The organism is Nocardioides terrigena (genome assembly GCF_003047265.1).
GTDB lineage: Bacteria > Actinomycetota > Actinomycetes > Propionibacteriales > Nocardioidaceae > Nocardioides > Nocardioides terrigena.
The window spans coordinates 36,654-61,467 of record NZ_PZYY01000001.1; the positions used below are offsets into that span (position 1 = coordinate 36,654).

At 73.4% G+C, this 24,814-nt stretch carries 16 protein-coding genes, 1 tRNA gene and 1 other RNA gene; 11 read left to right on the forward strand and 7 right to left on the reverse strand.

All coding sequences use genetic code 11. From position 1 onward, the window contains the following. Nucleotides 1-34 precede the first annotated feature (34 nt). The 3 genes from DAE25_RS00165 (at nt 35) to DAE25_RS00190 (ending at nt 6,229) form a co-directional block, all read left to right on the forward strand. Nucleotides 35-2,902: an MMPL family transporter gene (locus DAE25_RS00165; RefSeq protein WP_107764270.1), complete on the forward strand. Its 2,868-nt coding sequence runs from the start codon at nt 35-37 to the stop codon at nt 2,900-2,902. Beyond that, complete coding sequence (locus DAE25_RS22970) at nt 2,899-4,974, forward strand: YhgE/Pip family protein (RefSeq protein WP_159083484.1); 2,076 nt, start codon at nt 2,899-2,901, stop codon at nt 4,972-4,974. Before DAE25_RS00165 ends, DAE25_RS22970 begins: the two co-directional genes overlap by 4 nt. A gap of 97 nt (nt 4,975-5,071) precedes the next feature. Next, nucleotides 5,072-6,229, forward strand: a complete 1,158-nt coding sequence (locus DAE25_RS00190) for a DUF4185 domain-containing protein (protein WP_159083485.1) — start codon at nt 5,072-5,074, stop codon at nt 6,227-6,229. Between the two features lie 67 nt (nt 6,230-6,296). Here the strand turns inward: DAE25_RS00190 and DAE25_RS00195 are convergent. Further along, a tRNA-Ser gene (locus tag DAE25_RS00195) sits at nt 6,297-6,385 on the reverse strand. Nucleotides 6,386-6,479: 94 nt separating this feature from the next. Here DAE25_RS00195 and ffs point away from each other — a divergent pair. From ffs to DAE25_RS00230, 7 genes are all read left to right on the forward strand, one after another. Next, an RNA gene (gene ffs, locus DAE25_RS00200) (signal recognition particle sRNA small type) lies at nt 6,480-6,570 on the forward strand. Between the two features lie 69 nt (nt 6,571-6,639). Continuing rightward, nucleotides 6,640-9,003, forward strand: coding sequence for a DNA polymerase III subunit gamma and tau (locus DAE25_RS00205; protein WP_107764274.1), 2,364 nt, complete (start codon nt 6,640-6,642; stop codon nt 9,001-9,003). A 67-nt stretch (nt 9,004-9,070) separates the two neighbouring features. Further along, the gene (locus DAE25_RS00210) at nt 9,071-9,457 is read left to right on the forward strand and encodes a YbaB/EbfC family nucleoid-associated protein (RefSeq protein WP_107764275.1); all 387 of its coding nucleotides are present in this window, start codon (nt 9,071-9,073) and stop codon (nt 9,455-9,457) included. A gap of 9 nt (nt 9,458-9,466) precedes the next feature. After that, nucleotides 9,467-10,066 (forward strand): recombination mediator RecR, encoded by a 600-nt coding sequence (gene recR, locus DAE25_RS00215; RefSeq protein WP_056888168.1) that lies wholly within the window; start codon nt 9,467-9,469, stop codon nt 10,064-10,066. Beyond that, nucleotides 10,059-10,697, forward strand: a complete 639-nt coding sequence (locus DAE25_RS00220; protein ID WP_107764276.1) for a DUF5063 domain-containing protein — start codon at nt 10,059-10,061, stop codon at nt 10,695-10,697. The genes recR and DAE25_RS00220 overlap by 8 nt, the downstream gene beginning before the upstream one ends. Nucleotides 10,698-10,830: 133 nt before the next feature. Beyond that, on the forward strand, nt 10,831-12,102 hold the full coding sequence (locus DAE25_RS00225; protein WP_107764277.1) for an aspartate kinase: 1,272 nt from the start codon (nt 10,831-10,833) through the stop codon (nt 12,100-12,102). Then, complete coding sequence (locus DAE25_RS00230; protein ID WP_107764278.1) at nt 12,099-13,145, forward strand: aspartate-semialdehyde dehydrogenase; 1,047 nt, start codon at nt 12,099-12,101, stop codon at nt 13,143-13,145. Before DAE25_RS00225 ends, DAE25_RS00230 begins: the two co-directional genes overlap by 4 nt. Nucleotides 13,146-13,151: 6 nt before the next feature. On the opposite strand, the gene DAE25_RS00235 is transcribed toward DAE25_RS00230, so the two are convergent. Further along, nucleotides 13,152-13,853 (reverse strand): hypothetical protein, encoded by a 702-nt coding sequence (locus DAE25_RS00235; protein WP_107764279.1) that lies wholly within the window; start codon nt 13,851-13,853, stop codon nt 13,152-13,154. A gap of 181 nt (nt 13,854-14,034) precedes the next feature. On the opposite strand from DAE25_RS00235, the gene DAE25_RS00240 reads away from it, so the two are divergent. After that, on the forward strand, nt 14,035-15,774 hold the full coding sequence (locus DAE25_RS00240) for a hypothetical protein (protein ID WP_107764280.1): 1,740 nt from the start codon (nt 14,035-14,037) through the stop codon (nt 15,772-15,774). Here the strand turns inward: DAE25_RS00240 and DAE25_RS00245 are convergent. The 5 genes from DAE25_RS00245 to DAE25_RS00265 all read right to left on the reverse strand — a co-directional run bounded on the left by DAE25_RS00245 (nt 15,767) and on the right by DAE25_RS00265 (nt 24,767). After that, complete coding sequence (locus DAE25_RS00245; protein ID WP_107764281.1) at nt 15,767-16,903, reverse strand: BTAD domain-containing putative transcriptional regulator; 1,137 nt, start codon at nt 16,901-16,903, stop codon at nt 15,767-15,769. The genes DAE25_RS00240 and DAE25_RS00245 overlap by 8 nt on opposite strands. Next, nucleotides 16,900-19,257 carry an FHA domain-containing protein gene (locus DAE25_RS00250; RefSeq protein WP_107764282.1) on the reverse strand — a complete coding sequence of 786 codons (2,358 nt, stop codon included), beginning with the start codon at nt 19,255-19,257 and terminating at the stop codon, nt 16,900-16,902. The genes DAE25_RS00245 and DAE25_RS00250 overlap by 4 nt, the downstream gene beginning before the upstream one ends. A gap of 86 nt (nt 19,258-19,343) precedes the next feature. Next, a complete protein-coding gene (locus DAE25_RS00255) occupies nt 19,344-23,345 on the reverse strand; it encodes an FtsK/SpoIIIE domain-containing protein (RefSeq protein WP_159083486.1) in 4,002 nt (1,333 codons plus the stop codon). Nucleotides 23,346-23,352: 7 nt separating this feature from the next. Further along, complete coding sequence (locus DAE25_RS00260) at nt 23,353-24,057, reverse strand: vWA domain-containing protein (RefSeq protein ID WP_107764284.1); 705 nt, start codon at nt 24,055-24,057, stop codon at nt 23,353-23,355. A 17-nt stretch (nt 24,058-24,074) separates the two neighbouring features. Continuing rightward, nucleotides 24,075-24,767 carry a hypothetical protein gene (locus DAE25_RS00265; RefSeq protein WP_107764285.1) on the reverse strand — a complete coding sequence of 231 codons (693 nt, stop codon included), beginning with the start codon at nt 24,765-24,767 and terminating at the stop codon, nt 24,075-24,077. Nucleotides 24,768-24,814: the final 47 nt, after the last annotated feature.

The following is a 24,814-nucleotide window of genomic DNA, read 5'->3' on the forward strand; positions in this document are numbered from 1 at the left end:
TCGGGAGCCCCATCCCGTAGCGAAAGGCCGTCACATGTCTGTCTTCCTGCACCGGCTGGGCGGCTTCCTCGGCCGCAACGCGGTCCTGGTGGTGGTCGGCTGGGGCCTGGTCCTGGGCGCCGTGGTGGGTCTGGCCGGCATGCTCGGGGACGACTACGACGACTCCTTCTCCATCCCCGGCACCGAGTCGCAGCAGGGTCAGGACATCGTCCTCGACCGCTTCGACCAGAGCGGCACGACGGCGTCGATCGTCTTCACCGCGACCAGCGGGAGGATCACTGGCTCGGCCCACGCCGGGACCGTCAAGAGCGTGACCGACGCCGTCAGCGCGGTCCCCGGTGTCTCGATGAGCAACCCGCTCGGACCGCCGCCCGGGCAGAAGGAGCCGACCCTGTCCACGGACGGGCGCTCCACGCTCGGGACCGCCCTCTTCGACGACGTGGACCCGTCGGACAAGACGCTCGAGGAGGTGCAGGCCGCGGGACGGCCGCCGGCCGGCTCCGGGCTCACGACGTCGGTCGGGGGGGACGCCTACAAGGCAACGGACGCCCCCAGCAAGGTCCCGGAGCTGATCGGGCTGCTGATCTCGTTCGTCATCCTCGCCGTCACCTTCGGGTCGTTGCTGGCAGCGGGCATGCCCATCCTGTCGGCCCTGGTCGGCGTGGGGGTGACGATCGGCTCGCTCGTCGTGATCTCCAACCTGGTGACGGTCAACAGCTCCTCGCCCAACCTCGCCGAGATGCTGGGGCTCGCGGTGGGCATCGACTACGCGTTGTTCCTGCTGTCGCGCTACCGCCGCCAGCTGGCCGAGCCCGGGATCACCCCGGTGGTGGCGATGTCCCGGGCGATGGCGACCGCCGGCAGTGCGGTGGTGTTCGCCGGGGCGACCGTGATCATCGCGTTGACCGGCCTCGCGGTGGCACGGATCCCGGTGCTCACGGTGATGGGGCTCGGTGCCGCGGCAGCCGTCGCGATCGCCGTGCTGGTGGCGCTCACCCTGGTGCCCTCGATCGCCCTGCTCCTCGGCGAGCGACTGCGGCCGCGGCCGCGCCGACCCCGACGGACCCGCAGGCGGAGGAAGACCACGACTCCGCCCCGGGAGAGGGTCCTGCTGCGCACCCGCTGGGTGCACCTGGTCACGGCACGGCCGCTGCTGACGACCGCGGCGGTCGTCGGCCTGCTCCTCGTCGCGGCGATCCCGGCCACCCGGCTCGAGCTGGCCCTGCCCGACAACAGCTCCGCGCCGTCGAACACGCCGCAGCGCCAGACCTACGACGCCATCACCGACGCGTTCGGCGAGGGCTACAACGCGCCGCTCACCGTGACGGCGGGGGTCATCACCAGCGACGACCCGGCCGGCACGGTCGACGACCTGGCCGAGGGGATCGCGGCGCTCTCCGGGGTGGTGGCCGTGCCGCAGGCGACGCCCAACGAGAGCGGGGACACCGCCCTGGTGCAGGTGATCCCGCCCGCGGGCCAGACGGCGACGGCCACGGCCGACCTGGTCAACGAGCTGCGCGCCAACAGCTCCGACCTGGAGGAGCAGTACGGCGTCACCGACCTGCTGGTGACCGGACCCACCGCCATCAACATCGACGTCTCGGACCGACTGGCCGGGGCCCTGCTCCCGTTCGCGGCGATCGTGATCGGACTGTCCCTGCTGCTGCTGATGATCGTCTTCCGCTCGGTGGCGGTGCCGCTCAAGGCGACGCTGGGATACCTGCTCTCGGTCGGCGCGGCCCTCGGCATCGTCGTCGTGGTGTTCCAGTGGGGCTGGCTGGGCGGACTGATGCCGGGGGTCACCGTCGGGCCGATCGTCAGCTTCCTGCCGATCTTCCTGATGGGCGTGCTCTTCGGCCTGGCCATGGACTACGAGATGTTCCTCGTCTCGGCGATGCGTGAGGAGTACGTCCGGTCCGGTGACCCGCGGGACGCGATCTACAGCGGGTTCCGCGCCTCGGCGGCGGTGGTCACCGCGGCCGCGCTGATCATGACCTCGGTGTTCACCGCGTTCGTGCCCGACGGCTCCAACACGATCAAGCCGATCGCCTTCGGCCTCGCCGTCGGTGTCTTCATCGACGCCTTCCTGGTGCGCATGACCCTGGTCCCGGCGGTGCTGATGCTCCTGGGGCGTCGCGCCTGGTGGCTGCCGGCCTGGCTCGACGCGCGGATCCCCTCGGTGGACGTCGAGGGTGCCGCGATGCACCGCAAGATCGAATACGAGGACTGGGAGAAGACCCACGGCACGGCCGCGCTGGTGGCGCGCGACCTGATGGTGCGGGCTGACAGCACGCCGGTCCACCTGGAGGCGCCACCCACCTTGGTGACCCATCTCCGCGTGACCGAGGACGTCGACCCCGTCGAGCTGGCCATGGTGCTCGTGGGGCGGCAGAAGCCGCACAGCGGCGAGCTCGTCGTCGGCGGCCTGCTCCTCCCCGAGCAGGGGGGTGCGGTGCAGTCCGCCGCGGCGTACGTCGAGGTCGGCCGGCCCGGGGACGAGCGGCAGTCGCTGGCCGAGCAGGTCCACGACCGGGCGCGTCTCACCACCTCCTCCCGGCGGAGCCGCGCCGAGTTCGTGGCGCTCGGCACGGCGTTGGCCGACGACCTGGTGCGTGCGGCCGCGACCGTCGACGGTCACGCAGGACCGTTGGGACGGAGTGCCGTCCGGGCCGCGGCGGTCGAGGCCGCCCTCGCGGTCGCGGGCGGCGCGCGGCTGCTGGCCCTCATCGAGGAGGGCCCCGAGAGCACCGTCCCTGCCGGGACGGCGGAGGCCCTCGCCCAGAAGCTGTCGCGGGAGGGCATCACGGCGGTGGTCGTTCGCCCGGAGGCATGGAGGAGGCAACGGATGGACGCTCCAGCCGGGCCCGCGGGGTCCGCCGTGACCGAGGAGGCGTCGTCGTGAGCGGCTCCCTCATCCCCGGGTCCGACGGCAGTGGACGCACCATGTCGTGGCGGACGATCGCGTTGATCGGCATCGTGCTGCCGCTGGTGGCCGCCACCGTCCTGGTCTGGGCGACCACGGGACGCCAGGACAACCTCGACCGGATACCGGTGGCGGTCGTCAACAACGACCAGATCATCCAGGATCCCCAGCCGATGGCCGCCGGGCGCGCCCTGGCGGCGTCCCTGACGGAGCCGAGCTCCGACCAGACCAACCTCGACTGGACGCTGGCCGACACCGACGACGCCGCCGCCGGCCTCACGAGCGGTCGCTACTACGCCGTGCTCACCATCCCCCCGGACTTCTCGCAGGCGATCCTGTCGACCGGTACCGACGACCCGGTTCAGGGTGAGCTGCAGCTGGTCAGCAACGGCGCGGCCAGCTCCAGCGTGCCGTTCCTCAGCCGGGCGATCGCCTCGGCGGCCGCCACCTCGCTCGGACAGCAGTCCACGCAGGGATATCTCGGCCAGGTCTACGACGGCTTCAACACGATCGCGTCGTCCAACGAGCAGACCGCCTCGAGCGCGCAGGAGCTCGCCCAGGGAACGCAGCAGGTGGCCCAGGGGGCCGGGCAGCTGGACTCCGGCACCCAGCAGCTGGCCGCCGGTCTCGGCCAGCTCTCGAGCGGGGCCGGGCAGCTCGCCGACGGCACGGGCTCCCTGCGCAGCGGTGCGGACAGCCTGGCCGGCGGCGCTCGCAGCCTCGCCTCGGGCGCCGGTGAGCTGGACGACGGGATCGGCCGGCTCGCCAGCGGTGCCGAGACGTTGGCAGGCCGGCAGTCCGGCTTCGCTCGCGACGCCCGCACCGTCGCCGCCGGCTCGGTCAAGGTCGCGGCGGCGGCCACGCGCCACGCCCTGGGCAGCCGGGGCATCGCGGCAAACCTCCGCGCACTGGCCCTCACCTGTGGCCGGCACGGGGCGGCGGCCGCCTTCTGCGCCGCCCTGGACCGGGCGCACGAGCGGGCCGTCACGGTGGCCGACGGGGCAGAGGGGGTGGCCGGCCTCACCGCCGACGTCGCCAGGGCCGATGCCCGCCTCGCCGTCGGCGCCGAGGCGCTCGCCGCCGGGTCTCGCGGAGTCGCGGACGGCGCCCGCGCACTGGGCCGCGCCGGGCAGCAGGTCGCCTCGGGTGCCGACGACCTGAGCGCCGGCGCCGCCTCGCTCGCGCAGGGTGCCACCGAGACCGACCAGGCGGCCGGCCAGCTCGCCTCCGGCGCGGCGTCGTCCTCGTCGGCCGCCCAGGAGTTGGCGTCGGGCAGCGCGTCGCTCGACGCCGGTGCGTCCTCGGCCGACGAGGGGGCCCAGCAGCTCAGTCAAGGACTGGAGCAGCTGGCGGAGCAGAGCCCGACCTACTCGCAGGAGGAGGAGGACGCCCTGACCACCGTGGTCAGCGAGCCGGTGACGCTCACCTCGACGGTGGACCACAGCGACCACTCCAACGGCTGGCTGATCGGGGTCGTCGTCGGCATCATCCTCTGGCTCGCCGCCCTGCTCGGCGTGCTCCGGCGCGACATCGCCCACGTGCTCCGGTTCTCCGCCACCCCGATCTCCTCACGCCGGCTCACCATGGTTCAGGTGCGACCGGCCGTGGCGCTGGCCCTCGCCCAGGGCGTGGCGGTGCTGGCTGCACTCCTGCTGCTCCGCATCGGCATGGCCAGCCCGGTCTCGTTCGGCCTGCTCACGGTCGTGGCGGCCGTGACGTTCACCCTCGTGGGGCTGGGCCTGCGCTGGGCCTGGGGCAACGCCGGGAGCCTGGCCTTCGTCCTGTTCCTCCTGCTGCAGGCGGCTGCCCTGGGCAACGTCCTGCCGATCGAGACGGCGCCGGAGCCGCTGCCGACGCTCAACGGGTTGCTCCCGCTCACCGTCTACGTCAACGCGGCCAGCCAGCTCGTCTCCGGCGGATCCGTGGGATCGATGGCGGGCAGCGTGACGGTGCTCCTGGTCTGGGGCCTGGGCGCCACCCTGGTGGCGCTCGCACTGGTACGCCGACGCCGGGTCGCGCGGGCGCCCACGGCGGTGGCGGTCGCCGCGTGAGGCGTTCCGGCCGCGGAGAGGACGTGGCCCCGTGGTGAGGAGGAGTGGTGCCCGCGGCGGCGCCGGCGCGTCGACGTACCCGCGACCGCAGCGGACCGTGAGGTGGCGACTCGGTCCGGCCGTCGCGACCTTGCTCGCACTCACCACGCTTGCCGCGGGCTGCACCTCGGACCCCCGGGACGAGACTCCCGGCGACGAGGAGTCCGCGGACGGGGCCGCGTTGACGCTGGCCCCGTCATGCCCCGCCCCGCCGTCCCGGAAGGTCAGGCCGACCATCGAGCAGGTCAACGCCATCGGCGCTGCCGTCGACCTGCCCGCGTGGCAGGCCGGTGACATCGGGGCCAGCGGCCGCCTCAGTGACGGTCGGATCGTCTGGCTGTTGGGCGACACGGTCCGACCCACGATGCAGCCCCCGCTCGTCGCCAACTCCATGCTGGTCACCTCGGGAAAGTGCGTCTCGCAGCTGCTCGACGCCGAGAGCGGACCGGTCGTTCCCGACGTCTCGTCGACCACGGTCCGCTGGCCGATGTCGGTGGTCGTCGGCCGTCAGCAGGGCCGGGACATGATCATCGTCTTCTGCTCACGGATCGACCGGGGGACGTCGGGGTCGTTCGGGTTCACGTTCCTCGGGACCAGCGTCGCCGTGTTCTCGGTCGAGGACGGTGGGGCCCCGCAGCTGGAGCGGGTGGTCGACGTGACGCCTGACTCCCGCGACCAGGGCCAGGTCAACTGGGGGTCCGCGGCGACCGCCCACGGCCGGTGGCTCTACGTCTTCGGCACCCGCCTCACCGGCCGACAGTACGAGTTCGGCAGGGAGCTGTACGTCGCGCGCGTCCCCGCCGCCGACCCCGGCCACCGGAAGGGATGGAGGTTCTGGGGCGGGCAGGCGTGGCAGTCGGAGGTGGCCCGCGCGAAGCCGGTGCTGCCCAGCGAGGGTGGTGTGTCGCAGACCCTGTCCGTGGACCGTGTGGGTGGCGGCTTCGTGGCCGTGTCGAAGCTCGGCGGGGACATTGCGAACTTCGTCTACAAGTGGACCGCACCCGAGGCCTGGGGGCCGTGGAGCCCGGTCAAGGAGGTCAAGGCCCCGGGCGGGCTCGACTCCGACAGCTACGAGTACGCCCCGTTGGCCCACCCGGAGGTGTCTCTGGCCTCGGGCCGGCTCCTCGTGTCGATCTCGCGCAACACGAGCGACTTCCAGCGACTCCTGGACGACCCCGAGGTGGGCCGGCCCACCTTCGTCGAGCTGCCCCGGTGAGTGGTGCGCCCTGCCCGGTTCTCACCGGAAATGCGACACGGCGCCGGGGGACCGGCGCCGTGTCGAGTGGCGGAGGATAGGGGATTCGAACCCCTGAGGGCTATTAACCCAACCCGCTTTCCAAGCGAGCGCCATAGGCCACTAGGCGAATCCTCCGCGGAGGAGCGTACCCGGCGCCCGACCGGGCGTGAAATCGCCTGTCCCGGGGTCGCGTTGGGCGGTGCGCGGACCCTCGCCTAGACTCTGCGACAACCCCCCACGTGGCGACATCTTGCCCAACTCCCCCAGGGCCGGAAGGCAGCAAGGGTAAGCGAGCTCTGTCGGGTGCGTGGGGGGCCTTTTCGTCCGGTGGGGCCCGCTGTGCGCAGCGCTCGGTGGTCGCTGTCGGACCCTGTCGTTAGGGTTCAGACGTGGAGTCACCGCTCGCCCTCTATCGCCGCTACCGGCCCGAGACGTTCGCCGAGGTCATCGGCCAGGACCATGTCACGGAGCCGCTGCGCGTCGCGCTCGCGAACGACCGGGTCAACCACGCCTATCTCTTCTCCGGCCCACGCGGCTGCGGCAAGACGACCTCGGCCCGCATCCTGGCCCGCACGCTCAACTGTGCGCAGGCCCCGGTCTCCGACCCGTGCGGGGAGTGCGACTCGTGCCGCGAGCTCGCCCGCGGTGGGTCCGGCTCCATCGACGTGATCGAGATCGACGCGGCCTCGCACGGTGGCGTCGACGACGCCCGCGACCTCCGGGAGAAGGCGTTCTTCGCCCCGGTGCGGGACCGCTACAAGATCTACATCATCGACGAGGCCCACATGGTCTCCCCGCAGGGCTTCAACGCGCTGCTCAAGCTGGTCGAGGAGCCGCCGCCGCACCTGCGCTTCATCTTCGCCACCACCGAGCCGGAAAAGGTGCTGCCGACGATCCGGTCGCGCACGCACCACTACCCCTTCCGGCTGATCCCGCCGCGGTTGCTGTCCGACTACCTCTCCCGGCTCTGCGCCGAGGAGGGCGTCGCGATCGAGGCGGCCGCGCTGCCCCTCGTGGTCCGCGCCGGTGGCGGCTCCGCGCGCGACACGCTCTCCGTGCTCGACCAGCTCCTCGGCGGGGCCGGTCCGACCGGGGTCACCCACGCCCTCGCCACGGCGCTCCTCGGCTTCACGCCCGACACCCTGCTCGACGAGGTCGTCGACGCGTTCGCGGCGGGCGACGGCGCGGCCGTCTTCGGGGTCGTGGACAAGGTCGTCGAGACCGGCCAGGACCCCCGCCGCTTCACCGAGGACCTGCTCCGCCGGCTCCGCGACCTGGTGATCGTGGCCGCGGTGCCCGAGGCCCCGGCCAGCGGCCTCATCGACGTCCCCGAGGACGCAGGCGAGCGCCTGGTCGCCCAGGCGGCCCGCTTCGGCGCGATGGAGCTGAGCCGGGCCGCGGACATCGTCGCCGCCGGCCTCACCGAGATGCGCGGCGCCACCGCCCCCCGCCTGCTGCTCGAGCTGATCTGCGCCCGGGTGCTGCTGCCCGGTGCCGACCACACCAGCGACGGCGTGATGGCCCGCCTCGAGCGGCTGGAGCGCCGCCTCGACGTGAGCGGTGCGGTGAGCGCCCCGTCCGCCGACGCCGCCCCGGCCCGTGCGGTCGCGCCCCGACCGCCCGCCGCCCGTCCCGAGCCGGCCCGTCCGGAGCCCGATCGTGCCCAGCCGGCGCAGCAGCCACAGCCCGCCCACCCGGCCCAGTCGCCTCAGGCGGCGCACCGGGAGCCCGCACCCGAGTCCGCGTCCCCGCAGATGTCTCCGGGTGAGGTGCCTCCTGCCGAGGCGCCGGCCGAGCCACGTCCCCCCGTCGCCGAGGCGCCGGCCGAGCAGCGTCCCGCCGGCGCACCGGAGCCAGCCGCTCCCGCGCACGCCTCCGCGGACGGACCGGCACCCATCCCGCAGCCGGCGCTCGACGGCCCGCCGGACGCCGACGCGGCCTGGCCCGACGTGACCGCCCTGCCGGGGGATGCTCCCGCAGCGAGCGCTCCGGCAGCGTCGGGTGCGCCGGAGACCCGTCCCGACCGACCCGCCGAGCCGGCCGCCCAGCAGTCGGACCCGCAGTCGGCCCCGCCGGCCGCGGGAGGTCCCGAGGGCGGGCTGAGCATGGTCGAGGTCCGCCGGTTGTGGCCCGACATCGTCGACGCCACCAAGATGCGCCGCCGGCTGGCCTGGATGATCCTCACCCAGAACGCCCAGGTCGTCGGCGTCGACGGACGCACCCTGACCGTCGGCTTTGCCAGCCAGGGCGCCCGCGAGTCCTTCGTCGGAGGCGGGTGCGACGAGATCCTGCGCCAGGCCGCGATCGACGTGGTCGGGGTCGACTGGCGCATCGACGCCATCGTCGACCCGAGCGCACAGGGTGGCAGCGGCCAGCCCGTCGTCACCTCCGCGTCGGTCCCCTCCACGCCGTCCGCGCCGCAGGCGGCCCCGGCGGACGATCGGCCCGCCGTCGACGCCCCGCCCGACTGGGTCACCGGCGATGCGGCACCGCAGGCTCCCGCACCCCCGCCGGAGGACTCCGGCCCGCCGAAGCCCCCGCAGGACTCGGCCGGCCTCATCGCGGCCCGCGAGGCACTCGAGCGCTCGCGCACCGCGCCGTCGTCCGACGAGCCCCGGGTCGACCACGCGGCGCTGGCCGACGCGGCGGCCGACCCCGACGACCCGGACGCCGACACCCAGGGCCTCGACAGCACCGCGCTGCTCCAGCAGACCCTCGGCGCCAAGGTGATCGACGAGATCAGGCACACGTGACCACACGCACCACGCACCTCAGGCACCTCACGCACCACCCCACAACCCCACGACGGCAGGAGAGACGATGAGCCAGAACCCCTTCGAGGGACTCGGCGGCGGCGGCTTCGACATGGGCGCCCTGCTCCAGCAGGCCCAGCAGATGCAGGAGCAGCTGGCCTCCGCCCAGGAGCGGCTGGCCGAGCAGACCGTCGACGGCACGGTGGCCGGCGGCGCCGTCACGGTGACGGTCAACGGTGTCGGCGAGCTGGTGGGCCTGGCGATCAGCGCCGGCCAGTTCGACGGCTCGGACACCGACGACCTCTCCGACCTCTCCGACATGGTGGTCGCGGCCTACCGCGACGCCAAGGGCAAGGCCGACGCGCTGGCCAGCGACACCCTCGGCCCGCTCGCGGGTGGCCTCGGCGGCTCCGACGACCAGGGTGGGGCGCCCGGCGGCCCACTCGGCTTCTAGGGCCTCCCCTTGTACGAAGGCATCGTCCAGGACCTCATCGACGAGCTCGGCAGGCTGCCCGGCGTCGGTCCCAAGAGCGCGCAGCGGATCGCGTTCCACCTGCTGCAGGCCGAGCCCGCCGACGTACGCCGCCTCGCGGACGTGCTGATCGAGGTCAAGGCCCGGGTGAAGTTCTGCACGGTGTGCTTCAACGTGTCGCAGGACGAGCAGTGCCGCATCTGTCGCGACCCGCGTCGCGACCCGGCCGTGCTCTGCGTCGTCGAGGAGTACAAGGACGTCGTCGCGATCGAGCGCACCCGCGAGTTCCGCGGCCGCTACCACGTCCTCGGCGGGGCGATCTCCCCGATCGACGGGGTCGGCCCCGACCAGCTGCGCATCCGCGAGCTGATGGTGCGACTGGCCGACGGCACCATCACCGAGTGCATCCTGGCCACCGACCCCAACCTCGAGGGCGAGGCCACCGCGACCTATCTCACCCGGATGCTCAAGCCGATGGGGTTGCGCGTCACGCGGCTGGCGAGTGGACTGCCAGTGGGTGGCGACCTCGAGTACGCCGATGAGGTCACCCTCGGCCGCGCATTCGCAGGAAGGCGATCAGCAGATGACTGAGCACACCGATCCCGGGCACACCAGGCCCGAGCACACCAAGACCGACGTGACCGGGGGCGTGATCGACGAGGAGCAGTTCGCCTCGCAGATCGCCACCCAGATCGAGACCTTCCTCATCGCGCTGCGCGAGATCGCCCGCGAGGGCAACGGTTCCCAGGCGGTGTCCCTGCTGCTGCTGGAGATCAGCCAGGTGCTGCTGGCCGGCGCGCGGCTCGGAGCCCAGATGGACTTCCAGCCGCGCGAGGAGTACCAGCCCGACGTCGGTCCCGAGGCCGACATCGACGAGCTGCGGCTGCGCCTCGCCGAGATGCTCGACAGCGTCGACACCTACAGCTTCGTCTTCGACCCCTACGTCCCCGAGGTGGTGATCAGCCAGCTCTCCGACGACCTGGCCTCGATCGCCACCGACCTCGACAACGGCCTGCGCCACTACAAGCTCGGCAACATCGCCGAGGCGCTGTGGTGGTGGCAGTTCTCCTACGTCAACAGCTGGGGCAACCTGGCCGGTGCGGCGCTCAACGCGCTGCTGACCGTGGTGGCCCACGACCGCTTCGACACCGACTTCGACGCCGATGCCGAGGCCGTGGCGGTCGCCAACGAGATCCTCGGTGACGTCGGTCCGCAGGCCTGACCGCGGCGCCGGGACGGCGTCGTACTCCATCGGCCGCGACGCGCGTCGCGGCCGTGAGATGGGCGCGAAGCGGGCTGCGGCGCCCGCGTAGACTCTGCACCGCTCGAGCCACCGATCACGCAGGGGACCAACCGTGGGCATTGTCGTGCAGAAGTACGGCGGCTCCTCGCTCGCCGACGCCGACGCCATCAAGCGGGTCGCACGGCGCATCGTGGAGAACAAGAAGGCCGGTCATGACGTCGTCGTGGCCGTGTCGGCGATGGGTGACTCCACCGACGAGCTGCTCGACCTGGCCGGGCAGGTGAGCCCGCTCCCGCCCGGCCGCGAGATGGACATGCTCCTCACCGCCGGTGAGCGCATCTCGATGGCGCTCGTCGCGATGGCGATCAGCGACCTCGGCTACACCGCGCGCTCCTACACCGGCTCGCAGGCCGGCGTGATCACCGACGGCGTGCACGGCAAGGCGAAGATCATCGACGTGACGCCCGGCCGCATCACCAGCGCGCTGGAGGAGGGCCACATCGTCATCGTGGCCGGCTTCCAGGGCGTCAGCGCCGACACCAAGGAGATCACCACCCTCGGTCGCGGGGGCACCGACACCACCGCGGTCGCGCTGGCTGCGGCGCTCGAGGCCGACGTCTGCGAGATCTACACCGACGTCGACGGTGTCTTCACCGCCGACCCGCGCATCGTCCCGGCCGCCCGCAAGCTGGGCAAGGTCTCCTACGAGGAGATGCTCGAGCTCGCCGCGTGCGGCGCCAAGATCCTGCACCTGCGGTGCGTGGAGTACGGGCGGCGCTACAACATCCCGATCCACGTCCGCTCGTCGTTCAGTCAGCTGCAAGGCACCTGGGTCGTCGAGGACCCCACCGATGGAGGCACCATGGAACAGGCCATCATCTCCGGCGTCGCCCACGACCGGAGCGAAGCCAAGATCACCGTCGTCGGGGTCCCCGACCGGGTCGGCGAGGCCGCGCGCATCTTCGAGGCTCTCTCGGACGCCCAGATCAACCTCGACATGATCGTGCAGAACGTCTCCGCGGCGGCGACCAGCCTGACGGACATCTCGTTCACCCTGCCGCGCACCGACGGCCAGGTCGCCATGAACGCGCTGGCCAAGATCCAGGCCGAGGTCGGTTACGACAAGCTGCTGTACGACGACAAGATCGGCAAGGTGTCCCTGATCGGCGCGGGCATGCGCTCGCACCCCGGCATCACCGCGAAGTTCTTCGCCTCCCTCGCCGCCGCCGGCGTCAACATCGAGATGATCTCCACCTCCGAGATCCGCATCTCGGTCGTCGTCGACGAGGCCATCGTCGACCAGGCTGTGGCGGCGACGCACACGGCGTTCGACCTCGACGCGACCGAGGTCGAGGCGGTCGTCTACGGCGGGACCGGTCGATGAGCGGCATCCGCCTCGGCATCGTCGGCGCCACCGGCCAGGTGGGCGTCGCGGTCCGCGAGATCCTGCTCGAGCGGGACTTCCCGATCGAGGAGGTCCGGTTCTTCGCCTCGGCCCGCTCGGCCGGCACGGTGCTGCCCTTCGGTGACCGCGAGGTCACGGTCGAGGACGCCTCGACCGCCGACCCGGCCGGTCTCGACATCGCCATCTTCTCCGCCGGAGCGACCACCTCGCGGGCGCTCGCGCAGTCGTTCGTCGACGCCGGCGTGGTCGTGATCGACAACAGCTCGGCCTTCCGCAAGGACCCGGCGATCCCGCTCGTCGTCAGCGAGGTCAACCCCTCGGCCATCGACGAGGTCGTCGCCGCCGGTCGCGGCATCATCGCCAACCCCAACTGCACGACGATGGCCGCCATGCCGGTCCTCAAGCCGCTCCACGACATCGCGGGGCTCCAGCGCCTGATCGTCTCGTCGTACCAGGCCGTCTCGGGCTCCGGCGTCGCCGGCGTCGACGAGCTGGCCAACGGTGTCGCGGCCGCGGGAGACAAGAGCCGCGAGCTGGCCTACGACGGCGAGGCGGTGGCCTTCCCCGAGCCGGTGAAGTACGTCGACACCATCGCCTACAACGTCCTCCCGCTGGCCGGCTCGATCGTCGACGACGGCCTCAACGAGACCGACGAGGAGCAGAAGCTCCGCCACGAGTCGCGCAAGATCCTCGACCTCCCCGACCTGCGGGTGTCCGGCATCTGCGTGCGGGTGCCGGTCTTCACCGGGCACTCGCTGGCCGTCAACGCCGAGTTCGCGCAGGCGATGACGCCCGAGCGGGCCCGCGAGCTGCTGGCCGACGCCCCGGGCGTCGAGCTGCGCGAGGTGCCGACGCCGTTGTACGCCGCAGGCAAGGACCCGTCGTACGTCGGACGCTTGCGGCAGGACCCGGGCGTCGACGGCGACCGCGGCCTGGCGCTGTTCATCAGCAACGACAACCTGCGCAAGGGTGCGGCCCTCAACACCGTGCAGATCGCGGAGCTCATCGCGGCCGCTCGCTGAGCGCGGCTACTGCTGGTCGGCGCCCGCGTCGACCAGTTTCGCGGTGACCCGCCACGACAGCGCGTACGCGACCACGGTCACGACCGGCACCGCGACCGCGCCTGTCCAACTGTCGAGGGAGTCGACGAGGAACAGCATCGCCACCACGGCCAGCAGCCCCACGGCGAGGAAGCTCGTGCTCCCGGCGTCGCTGATGCCGAAGCCGCGCAGCAGCCAGCCGCCGAGGTAGGTGAGCGCGATCAGGATCGCCACCAGGAGGAGCAGGCCCGGGCCTCCGCCGCACGAGGCGGTGCCCGTCGCGACGTCGCACAGGCGCAGCGAGCCCCAGGTCAGCAGGACGGCCGCCAGGCCGACCACGGCGCCGACGACCAGCACGGCCGGCAGCGCCGGCAGGCTGGGGAAGTGGAGGTCGCGTCGCTCCCGCGTCGCTGGCTCGATCTCGGGCTCGTCGATGCGGACGTCGGCGGGTGTGTCGACCCCCCTGCTGGCTGCGCGCGAGGGGGCAGTCGCAGCCACCGGGCGGGGACGGCGCTTCGCCGGTACGACGGGAGGGAGCACCTCGGTGGGGCGGTCCAGCGGCCCTGGGTCGGGCAGCGCCGGCACCTCGGGGTCGGACGCCTCCGTGCGGTCCCGCCGCTTCCTGCGGCCGAAGCCGAAGGAGGGGAGCTCCAGGGAGGGGCGGTCGCCCTCAGGATCCTTGTCAGCCATGCGGCGAAGTGTGACACGGACGCGTCCCCGCCGAGGGGCGTCGGGGACCGGGGAACATCGACTCGCGTCGGGCGAGACGATGCTCCCCGATGACGCGCCCCCGGCCGCGGCGGCGACCTCAGCGAGACCTCATCGTCCTTGTCGATCCTGAGCCTCCACCACCAGGACCAGGGAGAGCCTCATGCCGGAGCCGAGCGACGCGGTCGTCATTGCCGCACTCGCGGCGGTCGTGCAGGACCACGGCTGGCGGATCGTCTCCAGCCCGCCGCGGCTGCGCGCCTCGCTGAGCGACCTGCTCGGGGCCCGTGCGGACGACCACCAGCCGGCGATCGACGCCCTCGTCGTCTCTGCCGAGGAGGGCGTGCCCCAGGACGTCCGCGCCGCCGGTCGCCCGGGACTGGCGTCCGTCCGCCCCGACCTGGAGGAGCGCCTGCGCGAGTGGGGCATGTCCGACGGCCGCGCTGCCTGGGCCGTGCAGTCCTGGATCGAGCTCCTGCCGGTGACCACTGCTCCGCACCCCGACCGGGCCCTGCCCTCCGACCAGGCCCTCCACCCCACCCCGGCTCCAACCGAGGGGCACGTCGACGGACCGTCGTCTCCCGCGCCCTCCCCGGCGGCCCCGGTCCTCGCCCCGATCGGCCGCGCGACGAAGGACCCGGTGAGAGCTCCGGGCCATGCCCCCGACGTCACGCTCGCACCCCCCGTGGCGCGAGAGGGTACGACGCCCGACCCCGAGCCCGACGAGGACACCACAGCAAGTCAAGGGTCCGGCGGCCCGGGTGCCCCCACCATCCTGCCGCCACCGGGCGGCGGTGCGCCTCCGATGAGGCCCGCCGCCCACGAGACCCCCGGCAGGCGGCGCCTCGTCCTGGTGTCGGTGGCCGCGCTGCTGCTAGTCGGCGGTGGCGTGGCCGCGGCGGTGGCCATGAAAGGGCAGGACCCAGCGAAGGACTCTTCCGACTCGAGCACGTCCGCGCAGGAGTCGTCCGGCACCCCGTCCGCCAGTGCGTCCGCCACCGCGTCCGCCGCACCCGCGGCGGAGGGCACCGAGATCGGCGCCGCCCCGACCGGCGTGACCGTCGCCCCGGCCGCGGGGCGGTTCGTCATGGCCGGACGGTCGGGCGGCGTGCGCCTCGCCGGCCTGGACGAGGTGGACGAGATCGGCCGCGGCGGTGACGTCCGGTCGCCGCCGGACGGCGGACGGCTCGTCGCCTTCCGCCTCGACGACGCCGCGTGCGGCGTACCGCCCTGCACCCCTTGGTCGGACCTGGGCCTCAAGGTCGCCGTGGGCAGCGACCTGCGGCGCCTGCCGCAGGGGGACGGTCCGTTCGTGGTGGCGGTGCCGGCCGGGGTCGAGGACGTCGACCTGCTGATGCGCGGTGACGGCTTCACGCAGACCCTGTCCTTGCTCGACGGGACGCCGGGAAAGGGCAACATCAAGGTGCTTGCCCGCCAGGGACGGGCGGTGCGCGTCGGCAGCGAGTTCACCGTCATGGAGGAGACCTCCATCCCGTTGGCCTACAACGAGGGCAACGTCTCGTCGCTGCCCCGGGAGGTGGTCGTGGAGCGGGCCGAGCTGAAGTTCTTCGTCGGCGGGTTGCGGCCGTCCGGCGTCGACCGGGCCTTCCTCGCAGTCCGGACGTCCTACACGATCCCCTACTCCGTGCCGGGAGGTCCGCCGCCGGGGACTCCCCGCGCCTTCGAGCTCGCCGAGGTGCGCTTCGTGGCGCAGGGCGGGACGTCCTACCCTGCCCGGGACCTCGACCAGGGGCCGGGCAGGAGCATCGGCTTCGAGGTGCCCGCCGACCTGCGGCGCGGCACCCTGCGGATCGGCGGCAGCTACGGCCTGACCGCGGGGGACGGGGTCACCCCGTTCACCGTGACGGTGGGCGAGAGGTCCGTGCCGATCCGCTTCAGCTGAGGTCGCGGGCGGCGGAGAAGCGCACCACGGTGTGGCCCACGACGATGGTGTCGCCGTCGGTGAGGGCGACCGGCGCCTTCACGGCCGTCCCGTTGAGGTAGGTGCCGTTGGTCGAGCCCAGGTCCACCAGGACGAACCCGTCGGCCCCGGCCTCGACCTGCGCGTGCCGGCGGGAGGCCTGCTCGTCGGCGAGAACGAGGTCGCAGTCGCCGTGGCGGCCGAGCACCACCGGCGCACCGGTGAGGGCGACCTTCACCCCGCCGTGGCCGGTGAGCATCGGAGGGGATCCCGGGACCCCGGAGGCCACCAGTGACGTGGCGCGCACGGGGCGTCCCCCCGGCTCTTGCGCCGGCACCGGCGCCAGTCGCGGGTCATGGCACAGGATCGCCTGCTGGACAGCCACGAGGCGCGCCGACGGCTCGACGCCGAGCTCGCGGTCGAGCGCCTGGCGGGCGGAGCGGTAGGCCGAGAGGGCGGCGTCCTGGCGACCGGTCCGGTACAGCGCCACCATCAGCTGCTCCCACAATCGCTCGCGGGTGGGGTTCTCGGTCACCAGGTCGTGGAGGGCCGACACGATCGCGTCGGCACGTCCGCACGCCAGCTCGGCGTCGGCCCACGCCTCGGCGCAGGTCAGGCGCTGTCCTTCCAGTGCCACCGCCCGGGCCACCGCGAACTCGAACTCGCGCAGGTCGGCCAGCGCGTTGCCCTGCCACACGTCGAGCGCGGCGGCGTACGACGCCGCGGCCTGCTCGTGGTCGTCCGCGGCCGCGGCCCTGGTCCCGCTCGCAGCCAGCGACGCGAAGCGGGTGGCGTCCGTCTCCACGGTGAGCGCGTAGCCGGGGTCGCGGGTGGTCAGGCGCCCTCCCGCCCCATGGGCGGTGAGGGTCTTGCGGAGCACGGCGACGTGGTACTGCAGGGTGTTGCGGGCGGTGGCCGGGAGGTTCTCGCCCCACACGCCGTCGAGCAGGTCGTCCACGCTGACGGTCCGGCCCCCGGCCAGGGCGAGCATGGCGACGATGGCTCGCAGCTTGGGTCCCCCGGCCGCGACCACCTGGTCATCGACCCGCACCTGGACGGGACCGAGCAGGTCGACGTGGACGGTGGCGAGGCACTGCGAGATGGCGGTCATTCGATCGAGAACGTGTCGTCGTTGACGAGGATCCGTAGGTCGCCGCCGACACCGAGCTTGAAGAGGTAGCTGCCGGGCGGCAGGTCGGTGTCGAAGGTGAGGGTCATGCACCCGTCGCGTGGCAGCTTGGTCGGGTAGACCGTCTCCGACTCGGCCACCATCTCCCACCCGCCGGCGCCGTCCTGGCTGTAGAACGCGGCGGCGACGTCGGTGTGCTCCCCGCCGGGGAAGCCGGTGTAGTCGACCGAGATTGCCGTGGGGGAGGCCCCGGAACGGGCGGAGCGGCACCCCTCGGTCACGGCACCGGTCGTGGCGGGGGTGCTGTAGAACAGCTTCGTGTCCTTCGCCGACGGGGGACCGGGGACCGTCCACGGCGAGGTGTAGGCCTCGCCGGCCACGGCGGCGTCGATCACCGGTCGTGCCAGGTCGATCGGCCGGATCCGGGAGAAGGCCTCACCGCCGCGGTCGAACGTCTCCCAGGTCGCGACCCCGACCACGGTGCCCGACTCGTCGACCGCGGGACCCCCGGAGTTGCCGGGCGAGATGGCGGCGGTGGTGTTGATGACGGCCCGGAACTCGTCGAGCCGGTCGTCCTGCACCGGCCCGGCGACGACACCCGAGGTGAATGTCGGGGCCACGGACTCGGCGACGTCCGGGTAGCCGAAGAAGGAGATCGGGTCCGAGGTCCGCACGTCGGCCGAGCTGCCGAGCGACACCTCGGTGAGGTCGGCCAGGTCCTCCGCCTCCGCGGGCGCCCCCGAGAGCTTGCGGTCTATCTGGAGGACGGCCACGTCGAGGTAGCCGTCGACGGCCACGACCGTGGCGTAGAAGCGCGGCTCGGCGGACTTGTCGAGACCGTCCGAGACGTCGACCCGGATCCGCTTCGGGTTGGGGGGCTGCTCGTCGGCGAACTCGGTCAGGAAGATCCCCAGACCCACGGCGGACGGCGCCGCGACGTGGGCGTTGGTGAGGATCAGCCCGCGCTCGCGGTCGAAGACGACACCGGATCCGGTGCGCCCGTCCGCGACCAGGAAGACCGTGGCGCGCGCGACGTCGTCACGCGACGTCGTCGTGACTGTGGGCGGGGGCTCGGGAGCGGGGTCGTCGAGCGTCCGCCATGCCAGGGCGCTGCCACCGACCACGGCGAGGGCGAGCGCGGCGGCCCCGAGGGGAAGGAGCACCCGGCGGGCGCGCGAGGACGGGGTCGCGGGGGCGCCGGAGCCGACGGGGCCGACCACGGTCACCACCCGCTCACCCTGGGTGGGGTCTCCGAGGACGACCTGCTGATGACCGGACAGGACGACCTCCGACGTACGTCGTCCGTCGAGCCAGGTGCCGGACGTGGAGCCGAGGTCACGCAGCCGCCACGCTCCGCCGCCGTGCTCGATGCGCGCGTGGTGCCGCGAGACGGTGCGGTGGGTCCCCACCAGGTCGTTGTCGTCCTCGCGACCGATCGTGAGCGAGTCCCCGGGCGACAGCACCCGGGTGGTCGCCCCGATGGTCACCGTCAGCGTGTCGCCGGAGGGGGCGCCGACCACCTCGGTGGCAGGGGCCCGGCCCCCGGCCAGGGGGCCGCCCGGCTGCCCGGCGAGCGGGATCTCGGTCGCGACCGGGGCGGGCCGTTGCCGCCCGGGGGTGCGGGTGACGGCATCACCGAAGGGGGTCAGGAGCAGCCGCACCGCCTCGGGGCCCTGTCCGAGCACGACCTCGGTCTCGCCGGTGAGGACGAGCTCGCGGACCGGTTGCTGGCGGACGTGGCTGCCCTGGGTGGACCCGGCGTCGGTGAAGGTCCAGCCCTGCGGACCGTGCAGGACCTGGGCGTGCCGCCGCGACACGGCCGGGCTGTCGAGCACGACGGTGCAGTCGGGGTCACGTCCGATGGTGACCGGCCGGCCGGGCTGTGCGACGTGCTCACGCCCGAGGGCTCGTACGACGAGGTCGCCGAGGCCGCGACCCGGGGCGCCGGGCCCGGCGCTCACGCCGTTCGCCGTGTGGGGAGGGACCGCCGCGGGCCCCCGGCCCGGGCGGAGGAGCCCGAGGGCCTCGGCCAGCACGGCGACGGCCCACCGGGCGTCCGCGGACTGCACAGAGCTGGTGCGCTCCAGCTCCCGCGCGGTCTCCGCGACGGCGGCCGCGACCCGGGGCTCATCGGACCCGGCCTCACGCAGCCGGGCCGGCACGCCGGAGCTGAGGGCCAGCCCGATCAGGTTGGTCTCGGCGCCGGCACCGGAGACGGAATCTGCGAGCATGGCGCGCACGCGCCGGCTGTCGTCGAGGATCCCGGGGCCGTGCGTCGCGACCAGCTGTGCGAGCTGGCGGCGTACGGCTGCCGCTTCCTGGCTCTCGTGATCCATTGACCCCACCCGACCTGTCGCTGATGTGGTGCACCGGGGTCAGCCTCGTGTGATGCTGGTCCGGACGGGATGAAAAGGGCCCGTTCCTACTCAACTTGGGCTATCTGGACTAGTTCGGCTACAGCGCGGGACACCAGGAATCCGCGGCCGGCGGCGCCCAGGGGCTCCAGAGGCGGGCGCAGCCGGACGCCGAGGACGTCGCCGTCGAGCTCGACGTCGGGGCAGAGCAGCAGTCCCTGCTTGGCCTTGCGCAGCTCGGGGACGAGCCCGGCGTAGGCGCGTTGGGCCGAGCGGTTGTCGGACGTGGCCACCACCCGCAGCGGGCGCTCGCGCTCGCGGCGTACCAGCTCGGCGACGTCCTCGGACGCGGGATCTTCCCAGGCGTCCACGTCGTCACAGAGCAGGAGCACGCGCCGTCCCCGGTCGAGGAGGTCGGAGACGTCCGCCAGCCCGCGCCCGCGCTGGCCGCCGGCGTGCACGTCGACGGGCCCGACGTCCCAGGGGATCCCGTCCTCCACGGGCACCCGGCGGGTCCGGAGCAGGACCAGGGCAGGGGGGTCGCCCACCCGGCGCGCCGCGTGCGCGAGCGTCGCCAGCGTCGTCGAACGGCCGCTCCGCGGCGGTCCGGTGACCAGTGCGTGGCCGTCGCTGAGGTCGAGCGCGACGGGCTGCACGTCCTCCTCGCCGATCCCGAGCGGCAACCGGAAGGGGTCGGTCGGCACCGGCAGCTCGGTCAGGACCACCCGCTCGGGCATGCGACCGAGCACGGGGGCCCTCGTGGGCCAGCGCAGTCGCGCGCGCTCCATCAGGTCGACCAGGGCCCGGTGCTCCGCCGCGGGGTCGGTGGCCGCCACCACGGCCAGCTGGACCTCGGTGGAGCCCTGGATGAATGCCCGTCCCGGCGCGAGGGTGGCGTCACGGGCCAATGCGGCCTCGACGCCGAGGAGGGCGTAGTCGTCGCGCTCGGCCATCCGCAGGACCAGCCGGGTGGTCACGACGCTGGTGAGGGAGGTCGGCACGGCGGCGCGCCGGTCGGCGGTCAGGATGACGTGGACGCCGACCGCGGGCCCGTCGGGGATGAGGCGCTCCAGTCGGTCCAGGAGCCGCCCTCCGTCGACGCGCTCGAGCACGGCGGTCGCCCCGGCGTACCCGTCGAGCAGCACGACGATCCGGGGGACCGGGACCTCCGAGGTCCGGACGAGGTCGGCGAACCCAGTGAGGCCGTGGGCGGCCATCAGCCGCTTGCGCTGCTCGATCGTGGTGGTCAGCCGGCGGACCAGGCGGGCCACGCGCCCGGGCTCGTCGGGGCCGACCACGCCGGCGCACTGCGGAGCCGCCTCGAGGAGGTGGAGGCCGTGCCCGGCGAAGTCGAGCCCATAGACGTGCAGGCGGTCCGGGCCCAGTCGCTCGATGAAGGCGGCGGCTACCGTCCGCAGGACCGTTGTCTTGCCGCTCCTGCTCGTGCCGAAGACCAGCATGCTCTGGTGGTGCTCGAGGTCGAGGGCTACTACCCGTTGGGCCTGCTGATCGGGAAGGTCCGCGAGGCCGAGGACGACGGAGTCCTCGGGAAGCGTCGGCACCCGCGCGGCCAGCTCGGCACTGGTGACCATGCCCGGCATCGCAGGGAGCCAGGGGACGTGGGGCGGGGCCCAGCGACCCAGGCGCATCACCTGCTGACTGGCGGCGACCACACCCTCGAGCACCGTGGCCCCGGCGGTGCGTGCAGCCGGCTGCGGGTGGGTCTCGTCGTGGTCGCGCACCTCGATCGCGGCGTCGGAGGCGGTCCGGGCCGGGCCACCGACGTAGGCGCTCTGGAACTCGTCGAGGTCGCGGTGCAGCTGCAGGTAGGCCCGACCGGGGAGCTCACGCGGGATGTGCGCGGCGTCGCGCTGCCCGATGACGTCCTGGCTGTCGGCCTCGTCGTTGACCCGCAGGGCGATCCGGACACCGACGTTGGCCCGGATCCGGTCGTTGATGACGCCGGCGGGGCGCTGGGTCGCGAGCACCAGGCGCAGTCCGAGCGAGCGACCCCGCGCGGCGATGTCGACGACCCCTTCCACGAACGCGGGGATCTCCTTGGCCAGGGTGGCGAACTCGTCGACCACGATGAGCAGGTCGCCCGGGGCGGCGTCGGGCGAGCGGTGCCTGAGCTCGGTGAGGTCGCGGGCGTCCCCGGCCGCGAGCAGCTCCTCGCGGCGCCGGATCTCGGCGTCCAGCGCCTGCATCACGCGGCGGGTGAGGTGCTGGTCGAGGTCGGTGACCACGCCGACGCAGTGCGGCAGATGCATCGCGTCCTTGAACGCCGCGCCACCCTTGTAGTCGACCAGCAGGAAGCCGACCCGGCTCGGCGGGTACTCCGCCGCGATGGAGACCACGAGCGTCTGGAGCAGCTCGCTCTTGCCCGAGCCGGTGGTGCCCCCGACGAGCGCGTGCGAGCCCTCGGGACCGAGGTCGAGCTCGACGGGGCCGTCGTTGGAGAGCCCGAGCCGCGCGGTCAGGTGGGTCAGAGGGGCGGCGTCCCAGCGCCGGCGTACAGCGACGGGTGACGTGACGTCGGGGATCAGGTCCTCAAGGCTGACCCGGTCCGGGATCGAGCGGGCCCGGCGGGAGTCGGCCGCGTCGCGGAGTGGGGCCAGGCACCCCGCGAGGTCGATCATGTCGGCGCCCGCCACCGCGTCCGGGGTGACCTCGAGCCGCGTCCCGCCACGGTGGTCCACCAGGACGGCCTGCCTGCCGTCGACGGTGTGCAGCGACGGCGCGGCCGTGGGGACGGCCCGCGCGTCCGTGCCGAACCAGACGGTGGTGATCCCGACGTCCCGGGCGTCGACGACGGCCGCGAGCAGGGCCGGGTCGGGCCCCACCCGGTCGTCGACCAGCACCACCACGGCGGGCGTCGTCCCGCCCGCGTGCCCGCGCCCGTGTCCCTCGGCCCGTCGCTGCCCGGCGAGCTCGGCGAGCGCGGCGAGGAGGGCGTCGGTGGCGCGGCGGTCCGTCGCCAGGGGAGGGCAGGGCAACCAGCCGTGGGCGAGGTGCGGGAGCCAGCGGCACCAGTCGGCCGTGTCCTGCCCCGACAGCGCGGCCGCCACCAGGACGTCGGCCGGGCTGTGCAGCGCGGCGACCTGCGCGGCCACCCAGGCCAGGGTGCGGTCGAGGTCGCGCTCGCCGCCGAGGACGGCCACGACCCCGTCACGCAGGAGGTCGACCACCACCGGCACGTCGGCGACCCGGGCCGCGGCCGCGAAGTCCGGCCTGCCCTCGGCGTCGGGGACGATCGCCTCGGAGGTCTCCCGGAGGTCGACCGGCGCCTCCCGGATCCCCGTGCCGAGCCGCAGGTGCAGGAAGTCGGGGTCCCCGGGCTGGCGTTCCCAGAGCCTCGGGGTGAGGCGACGACAGATGTCGAGGACCTCCTCCGGTGCGGGGTGGGTCTCCCGCAGCCACTGCGCCCACTCGTCGGTCGTCCGCTCCACCCGGTCCAGCGTGGCGGCGCACTCCTCCGCGTAGGTGCGGCCATGCTCCCCGAGCTCGTCCCGGCGGGCGCGGCGCTCCTCGACGTGGTTCCACGCAACCATGACGGGGGTGAAGAGCGAGAAGAGGGCGATCTCCCAGCGCCGGGTCACCAGCACGAGCAGCAGACCGATGACCAGGGGCAGCAGCATCGCCCCCCACGGGAAGCGGCGGGCCGCTCGCACCCGCCGACGGGTCGGGACCGGCACGACCGCCGTCGGCTCCCGGCGTACGGCGCGGGGTGGACGGTTGATCGCGACCCGGCCCTCGAGGTCTCCCGCGTGGCCCGCCGGCCACCGGCGCAGGGGCCGGGCCGCGGAGCCCGGGGTGAGCCCGACGGTGATGGTGAGCCGCTCGCCACGCAGCAGCCCGACGTCACCGAGGCGAGCGCCGCGGTCGAGCCACGCGTCGCTCACGAGGGACCGGGCCTGCACGGCGCCCGCTGCGCCGCGGAGGCCGAGGTGAGCGCCGAGCACGTCCAGCGCCGCGCCCGTCGTCACGTCGTACGGGGCCGTCAGGGTGATGAGCCGCGGAGCCGAGTCCGTGCGGGACACCTCGAGGTCGACGCGCATCCTCTCCGTCACGGGGGCCTCACCACACCATCAGCTCGCCGTCGGCTGGCTGGGGGACGTCCGGCGGTGTGGGGAACGACCGCTCCTCGGCCATCCCCGCGGGCGAGGAGGCGAGCTGGGAGGCAGCGGTCGACACGAAGCGCACGAGGTAGGCCAGCTGCTCGGGGTCGCGGGCGGCGAACGGCGGGATGGACGGGTCGCCGATGAAGGCGGACAGCACGTCCAGGTCCGCGTCGGACCCGATCGCGATGGCCAGCCGGACGGCTCGACGCCCCCACGGCTCGGCCATCAGTCGCGCCAGCCCGGCCTCGAAGTCGTCGGTCGGCCGACCGTCGGAGATCACCACCACCACCGGGGGGAAGGCCCGGGAGTCCATCGGGGGGACGTGCAGGATCCCGCTGACCTCGGCGAGCGCAGCCCCCAGGTCCGTGTAGCCGCCCGCCACGACCGGCGGCCACGACACCTCGTGGACGGGGGTGGGATCTGCGAGGTGCCACCGCACGCCGTCGGCGAAGACGAGTGCCCGCACCAGGATCCGCACGAACGGGTTCTGGTCGGCGAGGTCGCGCAGGTGCGGGAGCGCGTCGCGGATCGACTCGTTGAGGGACTGGATCTTGCCGTCGGCGTTCATGGAGCCCGAGCCGTCCAGGACGAAGACGAAGTGCAGGGGGCGCCCGGCCAGCTGGGCGCCCGGCCTGAAGCTCCCGCCGTCCGATGTCGTCATGTCCGTCCCGTCCGGCGTCAGAAGACCAGGTCGCCGGTACGACGGTCGCGGTAGCTCTGCGAGAGGCTGCCGGTCCGGCCGAAGTCGTCGGCGTAGAGACCGGGGCTCACGAAGCTCAGTCCCTGCGGGGCGAGCCACGTGGCGGCCATGTTGGACTGGCTCTGGAACAGGGATCCCTGGAGCCCCAGCAGCTGGTTGGCGGCCCCGGGGTTGGTGTTGCGGAGGTTCTCGGCCGCGGCGAGCAGGGGGTTGTTGGCCAGGAAGGTCTCGTAGGACCCCGGCCCTCCGATGGTCATCGTGGTGGGTCCGGGGTCCGAGGTGATCCCGAAGGCGCTGGGCCCGCCGATGGTCATCGTGCTCCCACCCACGATCGAGGCGCCACCGATCACGCCAGCCATCCAGCCGGACCCGTCGACGGCGAAGGCGTCGCCGCTGGCCTGGAGCGCCAGCGACTGCTCGGCCTCGAGCTCGACGGCCCGCTGGCGGCAGTCGAGCGCCTCCTGGAGGTAGCCGACGGCGACCGTCAGGGCCTCCACGGTGATCGCGTTGAGCTCCTCGTCGAGCCAGGCGATGAGCGAGCGGGGCACCTCGCAGGTGCAGGTCGTCCGGGTGCCGGTGACGGTCTCCTGGATGCGCATCGCCTGCTCGGCGAGTGCACCCGAGGTCGCGGTCAGCTCCACCGGATCGATCCAGATGGCGGTCGTGGTCATGTCGTCTCCTCCTTTCACATCACGGTGCTCCAGGGCCCTGAGGCGGC